Here is a 3,308-nt window from a genome sequence, read left to right on the forward strand (position 1 = left end):
GAGCCGTCACAGCGGCCGTCGAGCGGCGGTCACAGCGGCCCCTCCGGCGGACGCTGGCGCGGCATGCTGGGCCGCGCACCCGGCGGCGCCGGGAAGCGGCGGACGTTCTGCGCCGCCGCGCAGATCTCCAGCGGACGTTCGGGCGGCGCGAGTGCCTGCCGCGTCGCGGGCGGGAAGCCGGGCCTGAACTCCAGCATCCAGTCGGTGGTTTCGGCCCGTACGACCTCCGAGACGTCCTCGGTGAAGGTGCGCAGCAGGCTCAACCCGCGCTCGGCCGCCTCCCCCGTGCCGCCCTCGGCCGGGCCGAGCATCTCGCGCACGGACAGCGAGGCCCAGTCGTACTGGAGGACCTCCAGCCGGCGCTGGATCGCCTGCGCCGTCGCGACGTCCCGGATCCAGCCCGTCGTCAGTCCGAAGCACCGGTCGGCGCACAGACAGACCACCGCGCCCAGCAGCGCCACATAACCCCACACCGCGTCCCGTACGGACAGCGTGCCGGTCAGCGCCAGCAGCGGCAGCACCGCGGCGACCGTCGCGCCGAGCGCGGCCCCGGTGCGCAGGACGCGCGCCCCGCGCCGCTTCCACGCACGGTCGGACAGATACCAGTCGGCGATGAGCAGCGCGCGCTGCTCCACCCATACGTACAGCTCGTCGAGGCGCTCCCCGGGCTCGCCCCAGTCACCGAGCGGGAACCCCCGTCCCACCGCGGGCCGCATCTCCGGCTTGCTCACCGCCACACCCCACAACACACGCACCACGGACGGGCATTCGGCCACGACCGCTCCGGGCTTCGAAGGGCCCCTTCCTACCTCCGTACGTGGGGGCGCGAGACCACTTCCCGTCTCAACTCCCACGGAATAGTGGACTGATCAGGTATAGGGCAGATTCCGCTCTCACTCGAAAGAGTGCGCCGCGAAGACGCCCGGGGACGACGTCTAGGCTGCTCCCGTGAGGATTCTGGTCATCGGCGGCGGCGCCCGCGAACACGCCCTGTGCCGCTCCTTCTCGCTCGACCCCGAGGTCACCGCGCTGCACTGTGCGCCCGGCAACGCCGGGATCGCCGAGGTGGCCACGCTGCACGCCGTCGACGCGACCGACGGCGCCGCCGTCGCCTCGCTCGCCGAGACCCCGCAGATCGGCGCGGACCTCGTCGTCATCGGCCCGGAGGCGCCGCTCGTCGCCGGGGTCGCCGACGCCGTACGCGAGCGCGGCGTCGCGGTGTTCGGGCCGTCGGCGCAGGCCGCGCGGCTGGAGGGCTCCAAGGCGTTCGCGAAGGACGTGATGGCCGCGGCGGGCGTGCCCACGGCGCGCAGCCATGTGTGCACGACGCCCGAGGAGGCGGACGCGGCGCTGGACGCCTTCGGTCCGCCGTACGTCGTCAAGGACGACGGGCTCGCCGCGGGCAAGGGCGTCGTCGTGACGGACGACGTCGAGGAGGCCCGCGCGCACGCACGGGCCTGCGAACGCGTCGTCATCGAGGAGTTCCTGGACGGACCGGAGGTCTCGCTCTTCGCCGTCACCGACGGCGAGACGGTCGTACCGCTTCAGCCGGCGCAGGACTTCAAGCGCGCGTACGACGGCGACGAGGGCCCCAACACCGGCGGCATGGGCGCCTATTCGCCGCTGCCGTGGGCGGGCCCGGAGCTGGTGGAGGAGATCGAGCGTACGGTGCTGCGGCCCACCGTCGCCGAACTGCGGCGCAGGGGAACGCCGTTCGCCGGGCTGCTCTACGCGGGCCTCGCGATCACCTCGCGCGGGGTGCGGGTCATCGAGTTCAACGCCCGCTTCGGCGACCCGGAGACCCAGGCCGTACTGGCGCGGCTGCGCACGCCGCTCGCCGGGCTGCTGCACGCGGCCGCCACCGGGCGGCTGGCCGAACTGCCGCCGCTGCGCTGGAGCGAGGAGTCGGCCGTCACGGTCGTCGTCGCGGCACGCGGCTATCCCTCGGCACCGCGCACGGGCGACGTGATCGAGGGGCTCGACGCCGTCGCCGAGTCGGACGCCCCCGAGGCGTACGTGCTGCACGCGGGCACCAAGCGGAACGGGGAGGGCCGTGTGGTCAGCGCGGGCGGACGGGTGCTGTCCGTGACCGCGACGGGCGCGGGCCTGGCGGACGCACGTGAGCGCGCGTACAAGGCGCTGGACCGCATCCGGCTGGACGGCTCGCACCACCGCACGGACATCGCGGCGAAGGCGGCACGGGACGAGGCGCGGACCTGACGACGGTGCCGGGATCGTGCCCGGTGTACGTGTCCGGGTCCGGGCCGGAGGTCCACGGGCCGGTCCCGGCGCCCGTCCGGCCGAACCGGACGAAGTCGACTATCACGGGCAATACGGGCACTTCGCTCACCCCCCGACGACGCAAGAGCTCTGCCCAAAGCCATTCCATCGAGTGACCGGACAGCGGAGCGGCTGACGGTGCCGAGGGCCCCAACTAGGGTTCCGCGCAAGCCGCGTGGGACCTCGCGGGCGCGTGCCCGGCCGCGTCCCGAGTGGCCCCGCGCACGTTGCGGTGTCGGTGCGCGGTGCCACAGTGGGGACCACCTGAGCCCGGGTGTCCGGGCACGTCGTGATGGGGGTGAGCAGTTCGTGGTGGGCCGTCAGGCAGGCACGCGCTCCGCGCGTTCCCATGCCCTCTCCGTGCTCCGCATCCGCGGCGCGGCGCTCGCTCTCGCCCTGCTGCCCGCGGCGGTCACGGTGGTCCTCTTCGCGGCCGAGGCCACGGGCCGGCTCGGCCCCGGCTGGGCCCCCGTCCGCTGGGCGGTGTGCGGTCTCGCGGTGCTGGCGCTCGCGGTGGCCGCGGGCGTCGCCGCCGTGATCGCGCGCTCGCGCCCGGCGGTCTCGCCGACCGTCCCCGTCGAGGAGGGCTCCGCGGGGGATCTGTACGAGCTGGTGCGGGATCTCGCCGAGCGGCTGGAGGTGCCCGTGCCCTCGGCGGTGGCGCTCACCCCGGACTGCGACAGTTGGCTGGAGGACCGCTCGCACCGCGTACGGGAGCGGCCGGTTCCGGCCCCGGTGCTGGTCATCGGCTCGCCGTTCCTGTGGTGGATGCGGGTGGCCGAACTGCGCGCCCTGCTGGCCCCGGTCGTGGCGGGCACGGGGCCCTCCGCGCATCCCGACATAGCGGCGGCGCGCCGTTTCGTACGGGGCCTGGACGCCGCCGTCGCGGTGGCCGACAAGGCGTCGGCGGCCGCGTCCCCCGCCGCGTCCTCCGTCCCGTTCCCCGATGCGTCCGCCGGCCCGTCTTCCGTCGTCGCCCGGCGTACGGGACGGAGCCCCGGTGCCGCGCTGCGCCGGGCGGGCATCCG

Annotated in this window: 2 protein-coding genes and 1 pseudogene; 2 read left to right on the forward strand and 1 reads right to left on the reverse strand. The window is 74.8% G+C overall.

Translation table 11 applies throughout. The annotated features are described in order from the left end of the window. Positions 1–29: 29 nt before the first annotated feature. Positions 30–731, reverse strand: a complete 702-nt coding sequence (locus AN218_RS30305; RefSeq protein WP_070020239.1) for an SLATT domain-containing protein — start codon at positions 729–731, stop codon at positions 30–32. Between the two features lie 217 nt (positions 732–948). Between AN218_RS30305 and purD the strand changes: the two genes are divergently transcribed. After that, complete coding sequence (gene purD, locus AN218_RS30310; RefSeq protein ID WP_070020238.1) at positions 949–2,220, forward strand: phosphoribosylamine--glycine ligase; 1,272 nt, start codon at positions 949–951, stop codon at positions 2,218–2,220. Between the two features lie 372 nt (positions 2,221–2,592). Next, positions 2,593–3,308 (forward strand): annotated as a pseudogene (locus AN218_RS30315) (hypothetical protein); the annotation flags it as partial.

Source organism: Streptomyces nanshensis, assembly GCF_001751255.1.
Lineage (GTDB): Bacteria > Actinomycetota > Actinomycetes > Streptomycetales > Streptomycetaceae > Streptomyces > Streptomyces nanshensis_A.